Source organism: Pontibacillus yanchengensis (assembly GCF_009856295.1).
Taxonomy (GTDB): domain Bacteria; phylum Bacillota; class Bacilli; order Bacillales; family BH030062; genus Pontibacillus; species Pontibacillus yanchengensis_A.
On record NZ_WMEU01000004.1, the window covers coordinates 14,886 to 39,573 of the forward strand.

Annotated in this window: 20 protein-coding genes, 2 tRNA genes, 1 riboswitch and 1 other annotated feature; of the genes, 7 read left to right on the top strand and 15 right to left on the bottom strand. The window is 39.4% G+C overall.

Annotation, left to right across the window (positions count from 1 at the left end; all coding sequences use genetic code 11):
* Positions 1 to 100: 100 nt before the first annotated feature.
* Positions 101 to 1,549, bottom strand: a complete 1,449-nt coding sequence (gene aldA / locus GLW08_RS12720; protein ID WP_160849041.1) for an aldehyde dehydrogenase — start codon at positions 1,547 to 1,549, stop codon at positions 101 to 103.
* Between the two features lie 171 nt (positions 1,550 to 1,720).
* Positions 1,721 to 1,765, top strand: a riboswitch (PreQ1 riboswitch).
* A gap of 71 nt (positions 1,766 to 1,836) precedes the next feature.
* Between aldA and queF the strand changes: the two genes are divergently transcribed.
* The 3 genes from queF to GLW08_RS12735 all read left to right on the top strand — a co-directional run bounded on the left by queF (position 1,837) and on the right by GLW08_RS12735 (position 3,783).
* Positions 1,837 to 2,334, top strand: coding sequence for a preQ(1) synthase (gene queF, locus GLW08_RS12725; protein WP_160849042.1), 498 nt, complete (start codon positions 1,837 to 1,839; stop codon positions 2,332 to 2,334).
* Positions 2,335 to 2,384: 50 nt separating this feature from the next.
* On the top strand, positions 2,385 to 3,029 hold the full coding sequence (locus tag GLW08_RS12730) for a queuosine precursor transporter (RefSeq protein WP_160849043.1): 645 nt from the start codon (positions 2,385 to 2,387) through the stop codon (positions 3,027 to 3,029).
* A gap of 151 nt (positions 3,030 to 3,180) precedes the next feature.
* On the top strand, positions 3,181 to 3,783 hold the full coding sequence (locus tag GLW08_RS12735; protein ID WP_160849044.1) for a hypothetical protein: 603 nt from the start codon (positions 3,181 to 3,183) through the stop codon (positions 3,781 to 3,783).
* Between the two features lie 78 nt (positions 3,784 to 3,861).
* On the opposite strand, the gene GLW08_RS12740 is transcribed toward GLW08_RS12735, so the two are convergent.
* Positions 3,862 to 3,934: transfer RNA gene (locus GLW08_RS12740), tRNA-Arg, on the bottom strand.
* Between the two features lie 235 nt (positions 3,935 to 4,169).
* Between GLW08_RS12740 and GLW08_RS12745 the strand changes: the two genes are divergently transcribed.
* The gene (locus tag GLW08_RS12745) at positions 4,170 to 4,811 is read left to right on the top strand and encodes a deoxynucleoside kinase (RefSeq protein WP_160849045.1); all 642 of its coding nucleotides are present in this window, start codon (positions 4,170 to 4,172) and stop codon (positions 4,809 to 4,811) included.
* A complete protein-coding gene (locus GLW08_RS12750) occupies positions 4,808 to 5,488 on the top strand; it encodes a deoxynucleoside kinase (RefSeq protein ID WP_160849046.1) in 681 nt (226 codons plus the stop codon). The genes GLW08_RS12745 and GLW08_RS12750 overlap by 4 nt, the downstream gene beginning before the upstream one ends.
* A gap of 795 nt (positions 5,489 to 6,283) precedes the next feature.
* Here the strand turns inward: GLW08_RS12750 and GLW08_RS12755 are convergent.
* A tRNA-Ser gene (locus tag GLW08_RS12755) sits at positions 6,284 to 6,376 on the bottom strand.
* Positions 6,377 to 6,536: 160 nt separating this feature from the next.
* On the opposite strand from GLW08_RS12755, the gene GLW08_RS12760 reads away from it, so the two are divergent.
* Complete coding sequence (locus tag GLW08_RS12760; RefSeq protein WP_160849047.1) at positions 6,537 to 7,163, top strand: hypothetical protein; 627 nt, start codon at positions 6,537 to 6,539, stop codon at positions 7,161 to 7,163.
* Positions 7,164 to 7,273: 110 nt separating this feature from the next.
* Here GLW08_RS12760 and serS read toward each other — a convergent pair whose 3' ends face one another.
* From serS to guaB, 5 genes are all read right to left on the bottom strand, one after another.
* Positions 7,274 to 8,548, bottom strand: coding sequence for a serine--tRNA ligase (gene serS / locus GLW08_RS12765; protein WP_160849048.1), 1,275 nt, complete (start codon positions 8,546 to 8,548; stop codon positions 7,274 to 7,276).
* A gap of 237 nt (positions 8,549 to 8,785) precedes the next feature.
* Positions 8,786 to 9,013 (bottom strand) — a binding site (T-box leader).
* Positions 9,014 to 9,046: 33 nt separating this feature from the next.
* Entirely contained in the window at positions 9,047 to 9,640 is a 594-nt protein-coding gene (gene pdxT / locus GLW08_RS12770) for a pyridoxal 5'-phosphate synthase glutaminase subunit PdxT (protein ID WP_160849049.1), read from the bottom strand.
* A 54-nt stretch (positions 9,641 to 9,694) separates the two neighbouring features.
* Positions 9,695 to 10,579 carry a pyridoxal 5'-phosphate synthase lyase subunit PdxS gene (gene pdxS, locus GLW08_RS12775; RefSeq protein ID WP_036818197.1) on the bottom strand — a complete coding sequence of 295 codons (885 nt, stop codon included), beginning with the start codon at positions 10,577 to 10,579 and terminating at the stop codon, positions 9,695 to 9,697.
* Between the two features lie 120 nt (positions 10,580 to 10,699).
* Complete coding sequence (locus tag GLW08_RS12780; RefSeq protein WP_423808621.1) at positions 10,700 to 12,034, bottom strand: serine hydrolase; 1,335 nt, start codon at positions 12,032 to 12,034, stop codon at positions 10,700 to 10,702.
* A gap of 609 nt (positions 12,035 to 12,643) precedes the next feature.
* The gene (gene guaB / locus GLW08_RS12785) at positions 12,644 to 14,113 is read right to left on the bottom strand and encodes an IMP dehydrogenase (protein WP_160849050.1); all 1,470 of its coding nucleotides are present in this window, start codon (positions 14,111 to 14,113) and stop codon (positions 12,644 to 12,646) included.
* 143 nt (positions 14,114 to 14,256) lie between these two features.
* Between guaB and GLW08_RS12790 the strand changes: the two genes are divergently transcribed.
* Positions 14,257 to 15,216, top strand: a complete 960-nt coding sequence (locus GLW08_RS12790) for a YaaC family protein (RefSeq protein ID WP_160849051.1) — start codon at positions 14,257 to 14,259, stop codon at positions 15,214 to 15,216.
* A gap of 331 nt (positions 15,217 to 15,547) precedes the next feature.
* Here the strand turns inward: GLW08_RS12790 and GLW08_RS12795 are convergent, their stop codons facing one another.
* The 7 genes from GLW08_RS12795 to dnaN all read right to left on the bottom strand — a co-directional run bounded on the left by GLW08_RS12795 (position 15,548) and on the right by dnaN (position 24,614).
* On the bottom strand, positions 15,548 to 16,639 hold the full coding sequence (locus GLW08_RS12795) for an HD-GYP domain-containing protein (RefSeq protein ID WP_160849052.1): 1,092 nt from the start codon (positions 16,637 to 16,639) through the stop codon (positions 15,548 to 15,550).
* A 254-nt stretch (positions 16,640 to 16,893) separates the two neighbouring features.
* Complete coding sequence (gyrA, locus tag GLW08_RS12800) at positions 16,894 to 19,422, bottom strand: DNA gyrase subunit A (RefSeq protein WP_160849053.1); 2,529 nt, start codon at positions 19,420 to 19,422, stop codon at positions 16,894 to 16,896.
* A 133-nt stretch (positions 19,423 to 19,555) separates the two neighbouring features.
* Positions 19,556 to 21,484: a DNA topoisomerase (ATP-hydrolyzing) subunit B gene (gene gyrB, locus GLW08_RS12805; protein WP_423808622.1), complete on the bottom strand. Its 1,929-nt coding sequence runs from the start codon at positions 21,482 to 21,484 to the stop codon at positions 19,556 to 19,558.
* Between the two features lie 38 nt (positions 21,485 to 21,522).
* Positions 21,523 to 21,807: an extracellular matrix regulator RemB gene (gene remB, locus GLW08_RS12810; RefSeq protein WP_160849055.1), complete on the bottom strand. Its 285-nt coding sequence runs from the start codon at positions 21,805 to 21,807 to the stop codon at positions 21,523 to 21,525.
* Positions 21,808 to 21,816: 9 nt separating this feature from the next.
* Positions 21,817 to 22,935, bottom strand: a complete 1,119-nt coding sequence (gene recF, locus GLW08_RS12815; RefSeq protein ID WP_160849056.1) for a DNA replication/repair protein RecF — start codon at positions 22,933 to 22,935, stop codon at positions 21,817 to 21,819.
* Positions 22,936 to 23,130: 195 nt separating this feature from the next.
* The gene (gene yaaA / locus GLW08_RS12820) at positions 23,131 to 23,352 is read right to left on the bottom strand and encodes a S4 domain-containing protein YaaA (RefSeq protein ID WP_160849057.1); all 222 of its coding nucleotides are present in this window, start codon (positions 23,350 to 23,352) and stop codon (positions 23,131 to 23,133) included.
* Between the two features lie 119 nt (positions 23,353 to 23,471).
* On the bottom strand, positions 23,472 to 24,614 hold the full coding sequence (gene dnaN / locus GLW08_RS12825; RefSeq protein WP_160849058.1) for a DNA polymerase III subunit beta: 1,143 nt from the start codon (positions 24,612 to 24,614) through the stop codon (positions 23,472 to 23,474).
* Between the last annotated feature and the right edge of the window lie 74 nt (positions 24,615 to 24,688).

Genomic DNA, 24,688 nt, shown 5'->3' on the forward strand with positions numbered 1-24,688 from the left:
TTTATACATTTTTAAAGTGATAAGCATAAGAAATAAATGGGTGCCAGACCCCCACCACGTTAACGAACTAATGTAGTGGGGGTCTGGCACCGAAAAAAATTTATTGTTTGGTTGTTTTATATTCCATGTAAACGGTTTGCGTGACAAGGAAGTCTTCCATACCATGCTTGCCATCTGCACCACCTAATCCGGATTTACGAATTCCTTGGTGATATCCTTGGACTGCTTCAAAGTTCTCGCGATTGACGAATGTCTCACCGAATTTCAATTCATTCACAATCCGCATTGCTTCGTTTAAGTCATCTGTATAGACAGAACTTGATAGTCCATAATCGGTATCATTTCCTTTTTCAATCGCTTCATCTAATGTTTGGAATGTTGTGATTGGAATAACCGGTCCAAAAATTTCTTCTTGGATGACATTCATATCCTGCGTCACATTGGTGAGAATGGTAGGCTCAAAGAAATAACCGTTTTGCTTATCTGCACGCTTACCGCCTGTTACTATATTAGCTCCTTCTTGAACTGCCTTGTTAACCATCTCTTCCACTTCTTGAAGTCGATCTTCACTCACAAGTGGACCAACGTCTGCATTATGATTTTGAAGAGGATTATCAATTGTCAGTTGTTCGAACTCTTCTTTCAAGCGTTTGGTTAGTTCATCCTTTAAATCTTCATGGACATATACTCGTTCAGCATTTGTGCAGGCTTGTCCATTATTTGCTAGGCGAGATTGCTTGATACTTTCAATTGCTGTTTCTAAATTAGCATTCTTTGTCACAATGGCAGGAGCTTTACCACCTAACTCAAGATTCACTTTAGTAATGTTTTGGGCAGCTGCTTCCATCACCTTCGTTCCTGCTCCAACACTTCCCGTCATCGTTACCATATGCACTTTTTCATGAGAAGCTAATGCATTTCCAATCGTTCTGCCCGTACCTGTAATGTAGTTGTACACGCCAGCTGGTAAATCCATACTATCAATAATTTTCGTGAATTCAGCTGCCGTATTTGGCGTTTGCTGACTTGGCTTCAATACAATGGAACAACCTGTCACAAGTGAAGTAGCTACCTTACGCGCTAAAATAAACACCGGGAAGTTCCATGGAACAATTCCAGCTACAACACCAATGGGCTTTTTGTAAATCCATATGTTTTCATTCGGTCGATCACTTGGCACAATCTCTCCTTCGATACGACGTGCCCATTCAGACATGTAGCGGAAGTAGTCAATCGCCAAGTCTACCTCGCCACTGGCAAGCTCATAGTCTTTTCCTTGTTCTTGTTGCAATAATTCTATGAATGTATCTCTTTTTTCCTCAATCTTATCCCCCATTGCACGAACCGCTTCACCACGTTTAATGGCTGGCGTTTGCTCCCATTCCTTTTGTGCATGATAGGCCGCTTCCACAGCGCGATTCACATCTTCCTCCGTACCTTTTGGTGTACGAGAAATCACTTCTTCCGTTGAAGGGTTTACGATATCTAGTAATTCATTACCGGTTGATTGAACATATTCTCCGTTTATATATAATTGATGTGTTTCCATTGTTGTACCTCCCAAAAATAAGGATTTTATGTTTGGGGTGTTCCTTCTTCTTTCTTAACGTAAACATATGGATAGGCAACTAGCTCGATGGAATTGACACGCATGACATGTAGGTCTATACTGTATAAGGTGAATTAGGAAACATGTAATAGAATACCAATTCCGTAAAAAACGGGAGAGGTTCTAGCTCAACCCTCTATAAAAAACTAAGGGATACGTATGCACAAGTCATCTCCTTTAGGGGGTGACTTTTTTTATTGCGTTTGAGGATAAAAGGAGGAATAAGAATGGCAGGAAGAAAAGATGAAGACCTAACGGATGTAACACTTCTTGGGAATCAAGGCACCACATATAGCTTTGATTATAACCCAGATGTTCTCGAAACATTTGATAACCAGCACCCAAATCGTGATTACTTTGTGAAATTCAACTGTCCAGAATTTACGACGCTATGCCCAAAAACAGGACAACCTGATTTTGCAACCCTATATATTAGCTACATTCCAGATATCAAAATGGTGGAAAGCAAATCACTCAAATTATATTTATTTAGCTTCCGCAACCATGGTGGCTTTCATGAAGATGCCGTGAACGTCATTATGAATGATCTGATTGAATTAATGGACCCACGCTACATTGAAGTATGGGGCAAATTCACACCACGTGGTGGTATTTCCATTGATCCGTATTGTAATTACGGAAAACCAGACACGAAATTTGAACGTATGGCTGAAAATCGTTTAATGAATCATGATATGTATCCAGAAACAATTGATAACCGTTAAGAGGGTGTCGATCTGAACCATCTCCTCACCATAAGGAGGAAACGTACCAAATGTTAATGTATTTAAATGCCTTATTTGTTGGTTTACTGATTTTATCGAACATTTTAGGTGTGAAATTATTTAGTGTGGGAGGCTTTGTGCTTCCTGCAGCCGTTATTGTTTATGTTGTAACGTACCTTATAACAGACGTGATTGGCGAAGTTTATGGCAAAGAGGCAGCTAGTAAAACCGTAAAAGCTGGGTTTGTAACCCAGGTTATTGCTATGCTATTTATTTTAGTTGCGATTGCTCTGCCATCAGCTCCATTTTTTGAACAACAAGCAGAATTTCAATCCATTTTAGGTGGGAGTTTTCGTGTGATGCTGGCGAGCCTAGCATCTTATCTTGTAAGTCAACACACCGACGTAGCAATTTTTCATAAATTAAAACAAAAGCATGGAACCAATAAACTATGGCTTCGTAATAATGTATCCACCATGACTAGTCAACTTCTAGATACAGTCGTATTTATTTCCATCGCATTTTACGGAACGATTCCAATGTCAGCATTGCTTGCGATGATTGGAACTCAATATGCGTTTAAATGGATGGTAGCCATTATCGATACACCAATCGCATATGCCCTAGTGAAATGGGGACGAAAAGAACAAATCAACTCTACTACCATGCAACCGGAAGCCAACTCCTTTTCGTAGGAGTTGGTTTTTTGTTTAAGTAAAGATGTATAAGTTCTGGCTCTTACTTGCCCAGATTTAGAGACTTCATTATTTATTTATGTAAATATTTTGAAACTTTTTCCCACGGTGACTCGTATGGATATGAAAGTGTCGATGATGGAGGTTTGTAATGAAAGAAATGATTGGGAATGATACGAGAAAACCGATGAAAATTATGTTCATTGTGATGGTGTTTATTAGTAGCTTCATCCTACCTTTTGTATTCATTATTATATTTCAGGACATCCTTTTCTTTTCCGAATCACAATGGTTTTTTAATGCACCATTCCTTTCTTATGTACTTTTGATTGGAGGGATGATGTTACTTGCCATTTTGTTATCCGTCGATGAGTTTATAAAGTCTAAAAGAAATGATCGGGATCTTAAAACAGGACCATGGATGGTATTTCTTTCCGTCGCACTGTCCTCCCTTTGCTTTGTACTTGGAATTTTTCATTATTACTATTTCGATGACGAAGGATTGCATTTTAATCAAGTAACTTCTCTCCAAGAACTAGACGTGCAATGGAACGAAATAGATGAAGTGATCCAAGTGACTACAAGGGAAAATAATATGGAAGTCTACAAAGAGCATATATTCATAACAAAAGATGGCTTACAATTGATCATCCCACATAATTATGACTTCATGATGAACAGGAAAAAAATCATTACCCTCGCGGAAAACAATGGTGCTAGGATATCGGAGCAGTTTGTGGAGCCAAGCTCTTGAATAAAATTTCAATTGAATTAAAAAAGGAACTTCCTGAAATGGAAGTTCCTTTTTTAATTTAAGAAAACTTTATTTGAACGGCCCCGGCAGGATTCGAACCTGCGACACAAGGTTTAGGAAACCTATGCTCTATCCCCTGAGCTACGGGGCCAAGATGGAAAAACGTGTGTATTTATAGTATTAAAAAATAGTTGATTTGGCAAGCCTAAAAGTCCGGGATACTGGGATTTTCACACGAATAGTTATACATGATAGGAAACATTTCTCTACAAATCGAAACAATTTTCGAGTTCTAATCCTGTTACTTCGTAGGTTCTATTATGATAAAATATAATTTGTCTGTCAGAACGTATAGTATTTTGACTGTTTGTGAAGGAGGAGGAGAAATGGGACAAACGCCTTTTATCGCAGTAGAAGGACCTATTGGTGTAGGAAAAACATCCCTAGCGAAAAAACTTGCCTCCCAATTTCAATATACCTTATTAAAAGAAATCGTGGAGGAGAACCCGTTTCTCGGTAAGTTTTATGATGATATTGAAGAGTGGAGTTTTCAAACGGAAATGTTTTTCCTTTGCAATCGATACAAGCAGCTTGAGGATATCGAGAATAAATATTTAGCCAATCACCAGGCTGTTGTTTCTGATTATCATATTTCGAAAAACTTAATTTTTGCTGAACGTACCTTAAAGCAGCATCAATTTAATAAGTACGTCCAAATTTATGATATTTTGACAAACGACATGCCTCGTCCAAATATGATTATTTATTTACATGCCAGCTTGGACACACTACTTGATCGTATTCGTATGCGCGGTCGAGAAGTCGAGCAAAATATTCAAGAGAGCTACCTAAAACAACTTGCTGAAGACTATGAATTGTTTATGGAGAAATTTGAGCGTGAGCATCCAGATGTTCCTGTTATTCGATTTAACGGAGATAACTTGGATTTCATCAAACATCAAGATGATTTGGATTATATGATTGAAACGATACAGAACCATTTTGAAAAAGGGGAAGTTATAAAATGAGCCGAAGAGATCAGTACGGTATCCCGCACGATTCTGTTATTACGATTGCTGGGACAGTAGGTGTCGGAAAGTCTACGATGACAAATGCACTAGCGAATGCATTACAATTTCGTACCTCCTTTGAAAAAGTCGAAAAAAACCCTTATTTAGATAAATTCTACAATGACTTCGAACGTTGGAGTTTTCATTTACAAGTCTATTTCCTAGCAGAACGTTTCAAAGAACAAAAGAAAATCTTTGAATACGGTGGAGGATTCATTCAAGACCGTTCCATATATGAAGATACTGGTATTTTTGCGAAAATGCATTATGAAAAAGGTACGATGAATGAAGTTGATTATAACACGTACACGAATCTATTCGATGCCATGGTCATGACCCCCTATTTTCCGCATCCGGACTTATTAATTTATCTTGAAGGGTCATTTGACGACATTTATGACCGTATCAAGGAACGCGGTCGTCCAATGGAACAACAAACACCAATGGAATACTGGGAAGAGATGTACAATCGTTATGAGAACTGGATTGATAACTTTAACGCTTGTCCTGTGCTTCGTCTAAATATTGCCGATTACGACGTACTCAATGATGAAGAATCCATTGAGCCCATTCTAGAAAAAATCGGCCATTTCATCCAACAATCCCGCAAATGGAGATCTCGTCAACTAACGTAAAACGGTAGGCATACGCCTACCGTTTTTTCATGAGATTTATTATTTAATCTGAATTATAGGGTATAAATTATTATTCAACAATCGAGGCATAATCTTGAAGACTTGAAATTGAGATAAATTTGGTAATCGCACAGAAAGAGCGATGTACCCGTAGATTTAGTTAGAATAAAGGCGGTGGGACTATATATTTCATGCTTTGCAGAACAACCAAGATATCTTTTAATAAAATGTGTTTTGTCACAAAAAGATATGTATTTGCCTAACGAAGAACGTATATCATTTGTGTACACCCACAACAAATGGCGATGTTTCCGTTAAACCAAACGAATGCAAAGATGGGCCTGGAAATGGCGAGACTCCCGCGGAAAAACGGATGTGTCGAGACCCCACAGGGCCGCATTTTGGCCCGAGGAGACGAATCGATCCAGATGAAGTTCGACTCAAACCGTCACATCGTGTGACAACGTCGAACGACCTTACATCCTGTAGGACCGCAGGAAAGCGAGCTATTTCCAGGCCCAACTTTTCTCTAAATAATACAACGGAAACATTTCTCTTACCCAGATTATCTCGAATTCAGGTCTTCAAGATAATGGGGCTATTACAAAAGAAGACTTCACAATAATATCCCTCCCTTTTCCAAACTAAATAACATCAATGTTTACGATTTTCATCTATTAAAAAAGACCATAAAAAAGCATCCTAACTGAGTTAGGATGCTTTATCTATGCTCACGTGAAAAAATCGTTACATGGTAACGATCCTTCAATCTCCAATTTTTACGCGCATAAAAAATGGCGGAGGAGGAGGGATTCGAACCCCCGCGGGGCGTTAACCCCCTGGCGGTTTTCAAGACCGCTCCCTTCAGCCGAACTTGGGTACTCCTCCGTGACGACAAATACTAATATATCATGGTTCCCTATGAGTGTCAACAAAATCTCAACTTTTTCTACAAAATTCATGAAAATCATTACTTTTTCCCCTACAAAATGTGACAAGCTTTCGATATGATAAATAAGTACATAAAGACTTAAAGGAGACGATATTCATGAAAAATCGTATTATATTGCTATTTATCTTCATTCCAACCTTACTATTAGTTGCGTGTCAGCAAGAAGAGACTTCTAATCAAGAAGAAAGCAAAAAACAGCAAGAATCAAGTGACACCACAGATGATTCTACAGAAAAAGAAACTACAAATCAATCCCAAAATGAATCAGAAAGTGAAAAATCCTCTACGACCGAATCTTCAAACACAAAAGAAAAGGCAGAAGAGTCTTCCTCTACCCAAAACGAGCCTACTCTCTTATCTGAAGAGGAAATCACAGTCCAGTCATTAAAAGAAAAGCTTTCACTCGAAATGACTGCAAAAGAAGTGAAACAACTATTAGGTGAGCCTTCTCAAAAGGTACAAGGAGCAAAAGATGGCACTCCTATGTTACGGTATGATTTAAAAACAACGGAAGGATATTCATTCGAAGACCCAAACGGGATGGATTCGATTGATATGGAAGGTTTTCAAAATAAACAAGTAGAAATGATCGTGTTTGTGGACATACCAGATGATACTGTCTCCCGCTATTCCATTCAATATTGGGATGAAGAGGGACATGCTAAAGTCTATATGAAGTCTCCTGACTACGAAAAGACAGATGATATGGGGTTATCATCCTAAAATAAAATCATTGCTACAAGACTAGTCTTGGTATCTTTAGTTGTTTACTTCAAACAAAACAAAGCCGTTACGCTTCGGATCCGAAGCGTAACGGCTTTTTACATAACTATTTATTTTATTACTTCTTTTCCACCCATATATGGACGTAATACCTCTGGTACAAGGACAGTACCATCTTCTTGTTGATAATTCTCTAGGATGGCAGCCACGGTACGACCTAGAGCTAATCCAGAGCCATTTAGTGTATGCACAAACTCTGGCTTTCCTTGTTGTTCACGACGGAAGCGAATGCCTGCTCGACGAGCCTGGAAATCTTCAAAGTTAGAGCAAGAAGAAATTTCACGATACGTTTCATAACTTGGCAACCATACTTCGATATCATACTTTTTCGCAGCAGTGAAACCTAAATCTCCTGTACACATGCTCATCACGCGATAAGGTAGCTCTAATAGCTGCAATACCTTTTCTGCATGACCAGTTAGTTGCTCAAGAACATCATAAGATTCTTCGGGCTTCACAAACTGAACAAGCTCGACTTTGTTAAATTGATGCTGACGAATCAAACCACGTGTATCGCGCCCAGCTGATCCTGCTTCAGAGCGGAAGTTAGCGCTGTAGGCCACATACCTTCTTGGTAGGTCATCAGCTGATAGAATTTCTTCACGGTGGTAGTTGGTTACAGGTACTTCAGCTGTTGGAACAAGGAAGTAGTCCCAGTCCTCAATTTTAAAAGCGTCTTCTTCAAATTTAGGAAGCTGACCTGTACCTGTCATACTGCTGCGATTAACCATTTGAGGGGTTAGCATTTCTTCATAACCATGCCCATCAGAGTGAAGGTCCATCATAAAGCTTAATAGGGCACGTTCTAAACGCGCGCCTAGCTTTTTATAGAATACAAAACGGCTACCAGTTACCTTTGAAGCTCGTTCAAAATCTAATATATCCAGTTGGTCTGCAATATCCCAATGAGCTTTAGGTTCAAAATCAAATACCTTTTGTTCTCCCCACTCACGAGCTACCACATTATCCTCCTCATCTTCCCCAACAGGAACACTCTCATGAGGAATATTTGGGATGGAAAGAAGCAATGTTTCTAACTGTTCCTCTACCTCTTTCAGTTGCGCATCTAACAACTTAATTCGTTCCCCAACTTCACGCATCTCTGTAATAAGATGATCAGCATCCTTTTTCTCTTTCTTCATAGCAGAGATTTGTTTAGACACTTCATTCCGCTTCGCTTTTAACTCTTCCGTTTCACTAATCAATTCACGACGGCGTTCATCTAACTCTTCAAACTTATCTAAATCCGTTAAATCCTCGCCTCGTTTCTTTAATTTTTCTTTCACCTCTTGAAAGTTCGTACGTAAATACTTTAAATCTAACATGATGAATCCTCCTTTATTATTAAGTGAATAAACGATAATTAAGCAAAGAACAAAAGCGCAAGCGCCCGTTTAGCGACGTACAAACTGCTGCCCATAGGAAGTGGGTTGATTCGATGTTGACTGGTGCAGGAAGTTTGCTAGTCGCTGGAGCTGGACGTGGCCTCTATGACTTACTTAGTTATGCACAAGCCAATTTTTTATAATTTCCTAGACAATAAAAAACTCTCGTCCCCTAAAGAAAGGGACGAGAGTGATATATTCCCGCGATGCCACCCTGATTGAAGGTACAGATACTTGTACCTTCCGGCTCACTTCAATAGTAACGGTGCGTTGCACCGGATATGCTTACTGTTTGTTCGGCATATCAGCTCAAGGATGGATTCACAAAATCCTTCACTGGTTCACAGCGACCACCAGCTCTCTTAAGAAGGGAGTTTTGCTACTAGTTCCTGTCATCACGTTTCGTATGCTAGTTGTGTTTATACAATAGCGAATTTTTTAGGAAGAAGCAAGTGATTTCTTGGATTCTTCTACCATTTTAACAAAATGGCCTGTTAAACGGTGATCATCAGTTAGTTCTGGATGGAATGCACATGCTAAGAAGTTGCCCTGTTGAGCGGCCACGATTTTGCTCTGATAGGTTGCTAAAACATTGGTTCCTTCACCTACATCAACAATGTATGGAGCACGAATGAATACCGCTTCATATCCATCAGCTACACCAGAAATGTCTAACTCTACTTCAAAGCTTTCCCGTTGACGGCCAAAAGCATTTCGTTCCACTGTCATATCCATAAGAGCTAAATGATTGCTGTCCTGCCCTTGAATCCGTGTAGCAAGTAAGATTAATCCAGCACACGTTCCAAATATCGGCTTTCCAGCTTCAGCAAATTGTTTTAATGGCTCAAAGAAATGATATTTGTCTATAAGGCGGCGCATCGTCGTGCTCTCCCCGCCAGGAATAATAAGACCATCCAACTCATCTAACTGTTCTGTACGCTTTACAACAATGCCTTCCACGCCATTCGCTTCGATTGAGCGAATATGCTCTCGTACAGCACCTTGTAAGCCTAATACACCTATTTTAATCATGATGCCATACTCCTTTAATGTCTAATCTGCTTGTTGACTAAACCGAGGATAATGTTACTGACTGCGATCTTGCATACGATCTTCAGCTGTCAGTGTATTCATTTCCATCCCCTTCATTGCAGTGCCAAGGCCTTTAGAAAGCTCACCGATTAGCTTGTAATCATCATAATGTGTAGTAGCTTCTACAATAGCTCTTGCAAACTGTTGAGGGTTATTAGATTTGAAAATACCAGAGCCTACGAATACACCATCAGCACCTAACTGCATCATAAGTGCAGCATCTGCTGGTGTTGCAATTCCACCCGCTGCAAAGTTAACAACTGGCAGGCGACCTTCTTCACGAATTTGAAGAAGCAGCTCATATGGTGCGCCAATGTTTTTCGCGTAAGTCATAAGCTCGTCCTCAGACATACTTGACACCTGACGAATTTGTGATTGAACTTCACGCATGTGACGAACCGCTTCTACGATATTTCCTGTACCAGGTTCCCCTTTTGTACGAAGCATAGATGCTCCTTCGCCAATACGACGAGTCGCTTCACCAAGATCACGACAACCACAAACAAATGGTACTGTATAATCATTTTTTTTAATGTGGAATACTTCATCTGCAGGTGTTAATACTTCACTTTCATCAATGTAGTCTACTCCCATTGATTCGAGTACACGAGCTTCCACAACATGACCAATACGAGCTTTTGCCATGACTGGAATAGAGACAGCGTTCATAACTTCCTCTACAATCGTAGGATCAGCCATACGAGCTACGCCACCTGCTGCACGAATGTCAGCTGGTACACGCTCAAGCGCCATTACCGCTACTGCCCCTGCTTCTTCAGCAATCTTAGCTTGTTCGGCGTTTACGACATCCATAATCACGCCGCCTTTTTGCATTTCTGCCATACCACGTTTCACACGATCTGTACCTGTTCTTGACATTCCATATTCCTCCCAATCCGATAATACTTTCTATTTAAGTCACATCCGACATGTTGGACGTTTTCTTCTAACCTTCATTGTATCGTATTCTAGACGAAATGCCTACCAAATAAATAAGGTTTAAAACCATCCTGTGATGGTATCTGTAATGCTAGAGAAGATATCTCCAAAAAATCCACCAATAGCTCGTAATGTTAGTGAGAACCAGTTTGCTTTTTCTACGGCCGATTGCGTCACAACATCTACTGCTTCTGCCTGTTTTCCGTTGTCCGTAATATAACCAAAATCATCTCCGCTATTCTTTAGCTTCATTGTTCCAATCTTTTCACCTTTTTCGATTGGAGCCGTGAGCTTATCATCTTTGTTGAATTTCGACTGGTCGAGTTCATAGTTGACACTATATTGATCTTCTGTACCTTTTTCAATCATCGTTTTGATAGGTGCTGCAGATGCAACGTCTACTGAATCTTCTTTCCCTTTTGTTACAGGGTATGTAGATTTTCCTTCTATCTGATGATTAGCCGGGAACAATTCTTTTTGTTCAAACTGGTTAAAGCCAAAATCCATTAGTTTCCGTGTTTCTTCAAAACGCGCTTCTTTACTATCCGTTTTCATGACAACAGAAATAAATCGTTGGCCATTTCGTTCTGCTGTTCCTGTAAAGCAATAACCAGCTAAATCCGTCCAACCGGTTTTCATGCCATCCATACCTTCATATCCAAATTGAGCTAAATGTCCTGGCATACCAGGAAGCATCCAGTTCCAGTTTTGAATTTGTTGGTCTTCAAATTGTGTCGTTGTAATACTGGATATTTCTAAAGCTTGAGGGTAGTCATTTGCTAAGTTATAGGCCAACAGAGCTGCTGAACGAGCTGATAAGAGGTTATCTGCATCAGGTTTCGTTCCTTCAGGATAATTATCACCCAAATCAGTATTGGAAAGACCTGTAGAGTTAACAAACTGAAAATCTGGTAACCCCATTTCTTTGGCCTTTTGATTCATCATTTTGACGAATTCACCTTCAGAGCCTGCTACTAATTCTGCTAAGGCAATCGTAGTAGCATTATCTGAGTTAATGGCCATTGCTTCATATAATTCTCGTACTGTATAATCTTTTTGTTGCTTTAACCCTACGCCTGAAAAACTAGAGTTAGCCGAAATATCATAGGGATAATCCGAAATTTGCGTCGTTGTATCCCAACTAATTTTACCTTCTTCAATTGCTTCAAGAACAAGGTACTCAGTCATCATTTTCGTCATACTTGCCGGAGGAAGAGCTAAATCAGCTTCTTTCTCAAATAAAATCTTGCCTGTCTCTGCATCTACTAGAATCGCAGATTTTGCTTGTACATCCACCGAAGCGGCTGAAACTTGGATTGGGCTGCCAATCATTGATGTGAATGTAACAAGCATCAACGTAAGTAGTAAAAAGGATGCTCTTAATCTATGTTTCAATCCTCTCAACCTCCAAAAAATGTTTATGTGCATGAGGTTATTTTATCATAGGAAAGCACAGAATAGAAACAAGACTTTACATCTGTATGACAAAAGTTGAATCGGTCTTGTAAAGAGTTTAGTTGGACATTCACTGACATTGATAAGAAAACGCATACGCCCGTTTAGCGACGTATATGCTGTGTCTTTACACGACGTAGGTTAAGTTCTTTATTGGGAGGCGAGGGGAGCACTCTATTCGCTGAAGCTAGACATGTTAGCGCCAAAATTCATGCTTTCTTTACTGTGAACAAAAGCGTAAGCGCCCGGTTAGCGACGTACAAACTGCTGCCCACAGGAAGTGGGTTGGTTCGATGTTGCTGCGTGATGCAGCGGTCTTAATCGAACCTCCTCTAAATACTTTCGAGATTAAGGAAACACGAAGAGCGCAAGCGTTCGATTTTGACTTATCGTAAGGAGGTGCAGGAAGTTTTCTAGTCGCTGGGCGCTGGAGTTGGACGTGGCCTCTATAACTTACTTAGTTATGCACAAGCCAACATTTTTATATTTTCCGCTAAACAATAAAAAAAGGTCAGGGAATCAATCCCTGCCTCCTTTTCTTATCGTGTATTAAACTGAATAATTTGGTGATTCTTTCGTAATTTGTACATCATGTGGGTGACTTTCACGAAGACCTGCATTCGTGATACGTGTGAATTGGGATTCATTTCGAAATATGTCTAACGTTTGCGCTCCACAATATCCCATACTTGAACGTAAGCCACCAATTAGTTGATGCACGGTATCTACAAGCGGTCCTTTATAAGGTACTCGTCCTTCAATCCCTTCAGGAACCAATTTATTCACGTTTGCAGACTCTTGGAAGTATCGATCCTTTGACCCTGATTTCATAGCATCAACAGAGCCCATGCCTCGATACACTTTGAATTGACGACCTTGGAAAATAACCGTTTCGCCAGGGCTTTCAGCTACTCCAGCAAAAATGCTACCTAACATAACTGCATGAGCACCTGCTGCCAATGCTTTCGCAATATCTCCAGAATACTTAATGCCTCCATCAGCTATAACAGGTATACCATGCTGCTTCGCTTCAGATGCACATTCATATACAGCTGAGATTTGCGGTATTCCTACACCAGCAACAACACGTGTTGTACAAATAGATCCAGGACCTATTCCAACTTTTATGACATTGGCTCCTGCCTCAATTAAGTCTCTAGTACCTTGTTGAGTTCCAACATTTCCAGCAATAATATTAAGCTCAGGATATTGCTTACGAACTTTTGCAACTTGATTGAGTACACCTGCGGAATGTCCATGAGCAGTATCAATGACAATTGCATCCACACCAGCTTCTACTAGCTTCGCAATCCGAAGATCAGCGTCTGCTGTAACTCCTACAGCCGCTCCTACAAGCAGACGACCTTGTGCGTCCTTAGCTGAGTTAGGAAACTCAATAACCTTCTCAATGTCTTTAATAGTAATTAAGCCTTTTAGAACACCATGATCATTAACAAGAGGGAGCTTTTCAATCTTATAGCCTTGTAATATCTTTTCGGCTTGCTCCAAAGTTGTACCAACAGGAGCTGTAACAAGATCCTCACTAGTCATCACTTCTGAGATTAGAGTCGAATAGTCTTGGATAAATCGAAGGTCACGATTTGTAATAATACCAATCAAATGCTGATCGGTTTCATTGTCCACGATAGGCACGCCAGAAATTCGATATTTCCCCATCAAATACTCCGCATCATATACTTGATTTTTAGGGGTTAAGAAAAATGGATTGGAAATGACTCCACTTTCACTGCGTTTCACCCGATCTACTTGTTCGGCTTGCTCTTCAATCGACATGCTCTTATGAATCACACCTAATCCACCTTGACGAGCCATTCCAATTGCCATTTCTGCTTCTGTTACTGTGTCCATACCTGCACTCAGTAATGGGACATTAAGCTTTAATGAAGGTGACAACTCTGTACTCACCTGGACTTCTTTAGGTAGTACGTCTGATTTGGCTGGCAATAACAGTACATCATCAAATGTTAAGCTTTCTTTGGCAAATTTGTCTTCACGCATGGGTACCCCTCCTTAAATAATGTTCATGGTTTGTGAATAACTTGGTTACACTAAACGTAGGCTAACCAATTATATATATTTTTACTAACAATACGACAATAAACATGTATTTTCAACTGTTTTAAGGAAGTGATTAATAGACAATGAAAATCCACAATATTCAGTCCATTTATCTGCAGCTACAATCGGCTCCTTATGCACAATCATATTTATCTCATTGTTATAAGAAGCTTCAATATCAAGACATCGAGCGAAAAAGCTTTGAAAATACGTACCGGCTCATCTACTATCTTGAACATGGGCAAACCTATTATGAACAAGGCAAACAAGCACCTTTGGCGATTCAACCAGTTCTCTTTTTCTATGGAATGGGACAATTACTGAAAGCTTTATTGATTTCAAAACGACCTGATTATCCTGAAACAACAAGCATCCTGGCACACGGAGTTACAACGAGAAAACGTAAGAAACAACAATACTCTTTTTTACAGGATGAAGTAAAGATCCAACATAAAGGATTATTTTCCTATTTAGCGAAGCATTTGTTTCATGTGGAACAATATACAACTGAAAAATACTCGATGAATGATTTATTATCAAGATTACCAGAATTAAATCCCATCTACACATTATCCAGTCAGAAGCAAAATCATATATTCATGGAACCACTTGATCCTCTTTTATTGCAAATACCTGAAGCAATATTAGATGACTATAACTGGACGTTTTCTTATTTTACACATTCCATACAAAAGAAACACCATCACATTAGCCAAACAGTTCAGCATGGCAATAACATCCACATCTCTCTAGAAAGACCACTTGATAATCCAAATCACCCTTACTTTTACTATGACAGTTATGAAGACAAGTACACGCTTTCTACAAATCGACATCATCTAGAACCATTTCCAGAAATACTTACACACTATTTAATACTTTATAATTTAAGTATGATTTGTCGTTATGAAACAGAATGGTGGGGAGATCAAATACATTCTTTTTCTAGTGAGGATTTGGTTTATATCAAAGCATTTTTGAAACTAACCCAGCAAAAAATCCCACTGCTAATCGGACATGCATTGCTAGAGCAAACGAAATAAAGAAAAGCGCATGCGTCCGTATAGAAACGTACGAACTATTTAACAGTGATTTTATGGAAGTTCGATTAAACCCGCTGCCTCACGCAGCAGCATTGAACCAACCTACGTCATGTAAGTCGAAAGGAAAGCACGAAGAGCAGCTGCGATATGATGTTGACTTTACCATATAGAGGGGCGGGAAGTTTGCTAGGCGCGAGCCAGAAATGGATATGCCAAAATTTATACTGTCTTTCCTTCTCAAAAACTCCAAGAATGAAAGGAACAACCAGGGGACACTGGTTGTTTCTTTTTTTGAAGGAGAAGAATGTACAAACGTTGTAAGTTTAGATGCCTATGTAAGTATTTCCTCTATAAACAAAGAGGAATGATCTTTCAAATGAATAATTTCCTCATTGTGTTGCAAGCGTACCATAGGACGAGTTGGAAGTTTTGGTTCCATAAAGATAATTTCAGCATTTTGGTTATTCGACAACCTCACGTGAGTGCCAGTTGAATAATTGGTCATGCTTATGATGAGGGCTTGAACAACAATATGGTCAAACTTACCAAACTGGTCTTGCATCAATTCCTCTATTACCATAAACGGAGATTGCTTGGATCTGTATAAACGTTCTGAAGTCATCGCATGATACAAATCACAAACTGCTACTATTTTTCCATAAGGATTTAATTTCGAGCTGTTTAGTCCAATAGGATAACCGCTTCCGTCCATTCGTTCATGATGCTGTAAAACGCCTAAACGTACACTATTTTTCAAGACTGGAATGTTCTCAACCAGCCGGTAGGAATAGGTAGGGTGTTTTTTTATTTCCTCAAATTCTGGGGTTACAAGTGGGGCCTTTTTAAATAAAATTCGTTCATCGATTTTGGCCATTCCACAATCACTAAGAAATCCAGTTAACCCAACCTGGATGATTTCACCATGGCTATATTTTAGCTGATGAGCTATAACGGCAGATAACAATCCCACTGCAATGCTGTGATGATAAAAATAATTTTCCTTTGTGGAATAGTGATGAAGCATAAATACTTTCCCTTTATTTTCATGAGCTTTTTCAATTAAAGGTACAAGGAGATTACGTACTTTGGCAATATTAATGGGTGCCCCTGACTGCCAGTCTTTGAACATATTTTTGTACTTTTGGACAGCTTCCAAATAAAGATTCAGAAATGGGATATGCTGTTCTTCCTTATGATCATCTTGGTCCATGTTTTCTTCTTCTATTGCATGTTCTGGCAAAAAAGCCTCTCCACTAGCTAGTTTTGGTGCCACTTCCACTTCGTTCACTAAAAATTTATGTAATACCGTCATATGTATTGGTTTTATCACTGTGTTTTTCGGTATAATCGGTTGATTCGTTTTCCCCATTATATCTGTTGTGACCATACATCCTGACACTAATTGGCTAGGATGGATTCGCATGTTTTCACTTCCTCTACTTATTCATAAAGAAAAGCTCGGGGCGCCCTGCTAGCGACGTACAAACTGCTGCTCATAGGACGTGGCTTGGTTCGATGTTGCTACGTGATGTAGAGGTAGCAATCGGCTGTTGACTTATCGCAAGGAGGTGCAGGAAGTCTTCTGGGCGCTGGAGCTAGACATGTATGCAGCTAGAACTCATACTTTCTTTACTTGTAAAAAAGAGGACCACAAAAACTGTGTATCCTCTTTTCTTCTTACTCTTCTTCTGTAGATTCTTGTTGGTCTGAAATCGTGTCATTTTCCTCTAATGTTTCACTAGACTGAACTGCTGTATCTTCCTCTTCATCATCTTCTTTGTTTTCGATTTGTGCTACCGTTGCAACCTCTTCGTCATCTTGTAGACGTATCAAACGAACACCTTGCGTATTACGGCCTGTTTGAGAGATACTTTCAACAGGCATACGGATAAGGACGCCACTTTCTGTGATAATCATAATATCCTCATCACCTATGACAGATTTGACCGTAACTACTTCCCCATTTTTATCGGTTAAGTTGCAGGAACGAATCCCTTTTCCGCCCCTGCCAGTAATACGATACTCATTTGCTGGAGTACGTTTACCGAAGCCTTTCGTGGTAACGTTAAGGACCTGAAGACCATCTTCGATCATTTCCATGGAAACCACTTCATCGCCATCTCGTAAGGATATTCCTTTCACACCAGCTGCTGTTCTTCCCATCGTCCGAACATCTTCCTCAGGGAAGCGAATGACATATCCACCTTTTGTTCCAATCATAATATGCTTGGAGCCATCCGTTAACCGTACGGAAATTAACTCATCATCTTCTCGAAGGCCTAGTGCAATAAGTCCTCCACGTCGGATATTGGCAAACTGTGATAATGTTGTACGTTTTGAGATCCCGTGCTTCGTTGTAAAGAATAGGTACCAGTCATCCACAAAGTCTTCAACCGCAATAACAGCGTTCACCCATTCTCCTTTTTCAATCTCTAATAGATTAATAATCGGAATTCCTTTTGCTGTTCGACTAAACTCAGGGACTTCATATCCTTTTGCTCGATAGACTTTTCCTTTGTTTGTAAAGAACAGTAAGGTGTTGTGCGTGGAAGTAGATAGAAGATGCTCTACGAAATCATCCTCATTCGTACCCATTCCCTGTACACCACGTCCTCCGCGTCGTTGCGAACGATACGTAGATGCTGGTAACCGTTTTACGTAACCTTGGTGCGTTACCGTAACGACAATTGTTTCTTCAGGAATTAAGTCTTCATCTTCAATAAAGTCTGTTCCACCTGTAATAATTTCAGTACGACGTGTATCGTTAAAACGCTCTTTTATTTCGGTTAGTTCTTCACGAATAATTTCAAGAACTTTTTCATTATCTGCTAGAATTGCTTTCAACTCCGCAATTAAATTAACTAACTCTTGATACTCATCTTCAATCTTTTCACGTTCTAGACCTGTTAAGCGTTGTAAACGCATGTCTAAAATAGCTTGTGCTTGCTTATCGCTTAGTTCATAATTCGTCATTAAGCCTTCTTTGGCAATATCGGTTGTTTGAGACTCGCGAATAAGCGTAATAATTTCGTCAATATGATCAAGCGCAATACGTAAACCTTCTAGTATATGAGCTCGAGCCTCTGCTTTTCTTAACTCATATTCCGTTCTACGACGAATCACAACTTTCTGGTGATCAAGGTAATGCTCAAGACATTGCTTTAAATTCAATACTTTTGGTTGACCATTTTCAAGAGCAAGCATGTTAATGCCAAAAGAGGTTTGGAGAGCTGTTTGTTTATATAGGTTATTTAGTACGACATTCGGATTCACATCACGACGAAGTTCAATTACAACACGTAACCCGTCACGGTCGGACTCATCTCTAAGGTCTGTAATGCCTTCAATTTTCTTATCACGAACAAGCTCAGCAATTTTTTCAATTAGTTTGGCTTTATTGACTTGGAAAGGTAACTCTGATACAAGCAATTTTGATTTTCCATTTGCTTGCTCTTCAATCTCTACTTTTGCTCGGACTGTAAGAGACCCTTTACCTGTTTCATAAGCTTTCCTTATACCGCTCCGTCCAAGAATTTGACCGGCTGTTGGAAAATCTGGACCTTGCACATAATCTGTAATGAGTTCATCGATGGTAATATCACCGTCTTTACTCACAGCTAACACTGCATCTATGATTTCACCTAAGTGATGGGGAGGGATATTGGTTGCCATCCCTACTGCGATACCACTTGCTCCATTTACGAGTAAATTAGGAAAGCGTGCTGGTAACACTAGTGGTTCTCTTTCTGTGCCATCATAGTTATCGTCATAATCGATGGTATCTTTATTAATATCGCGTAAAATTTCCATTGAAATTTTGGACATACGAGCTTCTGTATAACGCATGGCTGCTGCAGCATCACCATCAACAGAACCAAAGTTTCCATGTCCATCTACGAGCATGTAACGGAAGTTGAAATCTTGCGCCATACGTACCATGGAATCATACACAGCAGAGTCACCATGTGGGTGATACTTACCAATTACTTCACCTACGATACGAGCGGACTTCTTATAGGCTTTATCTGAGTGCATCCCAAGGTCATGCATTGCATACAAAATCCGTCTATGTACCGGCTTTAACCCATCACGAACATCAGGTAAAGCACGGGACACAATTACACTCATCGCATAATCCATAAAGGATGTTTTCATTTCTTGGCTAATGTTTATTTCTTGTACCTGGGGACGTTGTTGATCCACCATAACGACCTCCTATCAAATATGAGGGCCTACAGGATGTAGGTTTATTCAGACTTGTTCTATCACTTATAGACAAGTCTGAACATAATTACCTCCATGCCATTGTTAATAATCAAAGGCACCTGCGCACTTCTTTTTACACATCTAAATTTTTAACGTATTGGGCATTATCTTGAATAAAGTTTCGACGAGGTTCTACTTTATCCCCCATTAGAATCTCAAAGATTTCATCCGCTTCAATGGCATCTTCTAATTCTACTTGTAGTAGAGTCCTTGTCTCAGGGTCCATGGTTGTTTCCCATAGCTGTTCAGGGTTCATCTCACCTAAACCCTTGTAACGCTGTAAGCTAGGCTTAGGCGTCTTCGATAATTCTGCTAATTTCGTTTCCATCTCTTTGTCGTTAAAGGCATAATATATCGCTTTGCCTTGTTGAATTTTGTACAACGGTGGCTGTGCAATATAAACATAGCCATGCTCTAGCAGTGGACGCATATAACGATAAAAGAATGTAAGCAGCAATGTTCGAATATGAGCACCGTCTACATCAGCATCTGTCATAATCACAATCTTGTGATAGCGAGCTTTGGAAATGTCAAACTCGTCTCCAATTCCTGTTCCAAGGGCAGTAATAATAGAGCGAACCTCATTATTTGATAGGATTTTATCTAGACGAGCTTTTTCTACGTTAATAATTTTTCCTCGTAGCGGAAGGATAGCCTGGAAATGTCGGTCACGCCCCTGCTTAGCTGAGCCACCTGCAGAGTCGCCCTCTACGACGTACAATTCGCCAATGTTCGGATCTTTCGTCGAACAGTCAGCCAATTTTCCTGGTAGATTAGAAATTTCCAGAGCGTTCTTACGACGTGTTAGTTCTCGTGCCTTCTTAGCTGCAGCACGAGCTCGTGAAGCCATTAATCCTTTTTCAACAACTTTCTTCGCTGTGTTCGGGTTCTCGAATAAGAATTTCGAAAAGCGTTCATTGAAAATATTGTCCGTAACGGTTCGAGCTTCACTATTGCCTAACTTCGTCTTCGTTTGTCCCTCAAACTGTGGGTCCGGATGCTTAATTGAGATAATAGCCGTAAGTCCTTCACGAACATCATCTCCTGTTAAGTTCGGATCGTTTTCTTTAAACATGTTATTTCGACGAGCATAATCGTTAATCACTCTCGTTAGAGCCGTTTTAAAGCCAGATTCGTGTGTACCGCCTTCATAGGTGTGAATATTGTTAGCAAAAGAGTAGATGTTACTAACAAATCCATCGTTGTATTGAAGGGCTACTTCCACACTTATATTCTCGCTTTCACTCTCTACGTACACAGGTTCATGTAAACCTTCTCGAGTACGATTTAAGTGTTCAACGTAAGAGACAATACCACCCTCGTAGTAAAAGTCTTTCGTTTCATTTTCATTATCGCGCTTGTCACTGATTGAAATCTTCAAGCCTTTGTTCAAAAAGGCTAGCTCACGAATTCGATTGGAAAGTGTTTCAAATTGGTAGTCAATCGTTTCCGTAAAGATTTCTGTATCTGGTTTAAATTGAATACGAGTTCCCGTGATATCCGTCTCCCCGATTACTTTCAAATCCTCATCAGGAACACCACGTTGATAACTTTGATAGTAAATTTGACCATCCAAATGGACAAACACTTCTAGTTTACTGGAGAGGGCGTTCACTACCGAAGCACCAACACCGTGTAAGCCACCTGATACTTTGTAGCTTCCACCACCGAATTTACCACCTGCGTGCAGAACGGTTAAAATAACCTCTACAGCTGGCCGATTCGCTTTTTTGTGCATACCAACAGGAATACCACGTCCATTATCAGTAACCGTAATACTGTTGTCTTCCTCAATCGTCACAGTAATATGATCACAGTAACCAGCTAACGCCTCGTCAATACTATTATCGACGATCTCCCAAACTAAGTGATGGAGACCTTTTTCGTTAGTAGAGCCAATATACATTCCGGGTCGCTTTCGTACCGCTTCTAACCCTTCAAGCACTTGTATTTGGCTTTCATCATAAGCTTGTTGTTCAGATAATTTATCTTCCATCGTCATGCTCTCACCTACACTTCTTTCACTAGGTTAATTACTATCTATTCAGAAAAACCATCAGAGAAATCTTCCATCTTGTTTAACGTTGTCGTGATGTTGGCACGTTTCTTTAACGTAAGAACGGATAACGGACTGAAATATATATAGTCTTTCGTAATAACAATTGACTTTGCTTCGGCATTTGGAGACTCAAAAACTCGTTGATTATTTCTTTGATTCATAATCATTTCTTCTACGATTGAGGAGGAAGAGAATAATTCGTAATCAATTATGGATATCACATCATGCGATTCAATCACATGATCTTCCCCAATATGGATAAACAATGTGCCACCTCATTTCTCCTTGGTAACATGACCTTGATCTACGTAGAATATATCTGCTTGCTCTAGTGTTTCGTGCTCAATACCATCCACACTCGTTGTAGACACAAAGGTTTGGACCTTGCCTTGAATCGTATGCAAAAGATGAGACTGTCTGAAATCATCTAATTCACTTAATACATCATCCAATAAGAGAATTGGATATTCTCCTACTTCATTATGGATTAATTCAATTTCAGCTAGCTTTAATGATAGAGCAGTTGTACGTTGTTGCCCCTGAGATCCATAAGTTTGTACATCTTTTCCGTTTACATAAAAGATCAAATCATCACGGTGGGGACCAACGAGCGTTGTTCCTCGCTCTATCTCTCTACGTTCTACTTCCGCAAATTTATCTTGAAATACCTTTACCATTTTGGACAAATCCATATCCTCTGATACATCTAGAGAGGCATCATATGCAATTTCTAAGTTTTCTAGCTGTCTGCTAATTCCTTCATGAATAGGTTTTGCCCATTGTCTAAGCAAATGGAGAAATTTAAACCTACGCTGTACAATCGTTGCAGCATGTTCAATTAATTGCTCCGTTAACACCTGCAACATCGTCGGATCCATATTCTGTTTACGCTGATAGTCCTTTAGCAAATGATTCCGCTGCTTTAGGATCTTCTGGTATTGTCCTAAATGGTAAATGTATGCAGGTTGTATTTGACCAATCTCCATATCGATAAAACGACGACGAACCTGAGGACTGCCTTTGACTAGGTTCAAGTCTTCAGGTGCAAACATCACAACATTAAGCGCTCCAATGTAATCACTCAAGCGCTTCTGTTCCAAGTGATTCAGTTTTGCTTTCTTGCCTTTAGTCGAGACAACAATTTCCATCGGGAATTTACGTTTTCTTTTATACACACTCCCTCTTATTTTAGCATATTCTGCATCCCACATGATAAGTTCTTTATCACGTGGTGTTCGATGCGATTTAGAAAATGCTAAGACATAGATTGCCTCCATCAAATTCGTTTTACCCTGCGCATTTTCGCCAATGATTACATTCACTTTGTCATCAAAGGTTAAGTGGATATCTTGGTAATTTCTATATTGTTTTAATGCTATGTCTTCGATATGCATTGGAATTCCCCTTTAGTTCTAACGTCAGACCTATCATAGTCTGACCTGATTAGAAATACCGACTATTCACCAACCTACGTGAATGTCGACTGCTCACCGTTTCTTTTTGGTTTAAAAAGAAGCGGTAAGCAAAACAGTACCTTTGACATTTATACAGGGAAACGTCAATCGGCAAGTCTTTTTTCATGTTGGGAATTATTCCTCTTTTACAACGGTATAGCTTCCCTCACCTTCAATTTCTACAACATCTCCAACGCCTAGTTTTTTACCACGACGTGTTTCTTCTTCGCCATTTACAAAAACTGGGAATTCAGATAAAAACCACTTTGCCATTCCACCTGATTCAATGACATTAGCTAATTGTAAAAATTGTCCGAGTTGAATCATATCCGTTTCAATCTCAATACGTTTATGCATTTTCTTCACCCTAATAGTATATTCTTGGCCTTCTATCTATTTTACTAAAGAATAGCTCATAAGAAAAGCAAGGGCACAAAAACCCTTGCTTTTTCGTTAAATTTTATTTTAAAAACTGATTAATATGTTCTCACAGGCAAGATTAACTGTAAGATTTGATCATTATCGATTGGACGAATTAGAAATGGGCGCATCGCACCAGTAAATTGAATATTCACTTTCTCTGTATCGATAACTTTCAGTGCATCCATCATATATTTTGCACTGAATGAAATTTTAAGTTCTTCCCCTTCAAGAGATTCAGCTTCCACTTCTTCTACAACTTTTCCGACCTCAGGAGAATTACTTGTGATTTCAATGTGATTATCCGTTTTTGTCGTTAACTTAACCACACTATTTCGATTTTCCTTTGCTAAAAGAGCAGCACGATCGATGGATTGTAGTAGCTCTTTCGTATCGATATGCATGATTGTCTTACTCTGATCCGGGATTAAACGTGACGTTTCAGGATAGTTGCCATCCAATAATCTTGAAAGGAAATATAAGTGCTGGGTACGGAATAAGATTTGATTCTCCGTAACGCTGATTTCAATCGTTTCTTGCGAGTCATCAAGTATTTTATTTAGTTCCGTTAAACTTTTCCCTGGAACAACAATATTGTTAAAAGATAGGTTCTGTAATTGTTCCTGCATCGGAATCTTTCTTGATGCTAAACGGTGACTATCCGTTGCCACAAAGTATAATTCACTGTTTTCCACCATCATGTTTACACCTGTCAAGATGGGGCGTGTTTCTGAGGTGGACACTGCGAAAACCGTTTGGCGAATTAAGTCTTTTAAAAGATCTATTGGTACCTCAAAGCTTTGTTCTGTCTGTAATTGAGGCAGATGTGGATATTCTTCAGCATCTTGTCCATTCAAGTTAAATTCAGCACTTCCAGAACGAATTCCAACGTTTAGATGATCATCGACCTCTAGTTCAACGGTTTGCTGTGGTAATTTACGAACTATATCTGGGAAATATTTTGCTTGTAAAACGATGCTCCCTGGTTGGATGTTTTCCACATATACGATTCCATCTTCTTCTTTAGGGATAAATGATTCAATTGAAATATCAGAATCGCTACCTGTTAGTTTTACACCGTGCTCAGTAGCTTCTACTTTCATTCCCGTTAGGATTGGAATAGTCGTTCTTGATGAGATAGCTTTCATAACATCTTGAATACTCTCCATCAGTTGATCCCTTTGGATTGTAAATTTCATCTTTTAAATCCTCCTAAATGGATTTTATATATTTATATTTATTATTATTTAAATGCTCGTAGTAGTAATATAGG